An 830-nucleotide genomic window follows, 5' to 3' on the forward strand; every position below is an offset into this window, starting at 1 on the left:
CTGGCGGGGATGCAGAAGTACTCGATCGAGGAGGCCCGCCCGATCCTGGAGCGCGCGAGCGCCCGTGAGACGGCGGCCCGGGTCGCGCTGGGCGCCGTCGCCCGTGCGTACCTGAAGGAGACCTGCGGGATCGAGATCGTCAGTCACGTGGTGGAGCTGGCCGCGGCGAAGGCGCCGGCTGGCGTGCTGCCGCTGCCGTCGGACGAGGCGCGGCTGGACGCGGATCCGGTGCGCTGCCTGGACGCGGACGCGTCGAAGGCGATGGTCGCGGAGATCGACCAGGCGCACAAGGACGGTGACACGCTCGGCGGCGTCGTCGAGGTGCTGGCGTACGGGGTGCCGGTGGGCCTGGGTTCGCATGTGCACTGGGACCGGCGGCTGGACGCGCGGTTGGCGGCTGCGTTGATGGGGATCCAGGCGATCAAGGGTGTGGAGGTGGGGGACGGTTTCGAGCTGGCCCGGGTGCCGGGTTCGAAGGCGCACGACGAGATCGTCCCGACCGCCGAGGGCGTGAAGCGCACCTCCGGCCGTTCCGGCGGCACCGAGGGCGGACTGTCCACGGGTGAGCTGCTGCGCGTGCGGGCGGCGATGAAGCCGATCGCGACGGTGCCGCGGGCGCTGCAGACGCTGGACGTGCGCACGGGTGAGCCGGCCAAGGCGCACCACCAGCGCTCGGACGTCTGCGCGGTGCCCGCCGCGGGCATCGTCGCCGAGGCGATGGTGGCGCTGGTGCTGGCCGACGCGGTCAACGAGAAGTTCGGCGGCGACCACGTCTCCGAGACGCGCCGCAACGTGCAGAGCTACCTCGACCACCTGATCATCCGATGAGC

1 protein-coding gene is annotated in these 830 nt (G+C 72.5%); it reads left to right on the top strand.

Translation table 11 applies throughout. The annotated features are described in order from the left end of the window. The coding region (gene aroC, locus PUR71_RS08770; protein WP_329925814.1) for a chorismate synthase at positions 1-828 on the top strand (828 nt) is incomplete at its 5' end. Between the last annotated feature and the right edge of the window lie 2 nt (positions 829-830).

Source organism: Streptomyces sp. SP17BM10 (assembly GCF_036322405.1).
Taxonomy (GTDB): domain Bacteria; phylum Actinomycetota; class Actinomycetes; order Streptomycetales; family Streptomycetaceae; genus Kitasatospora.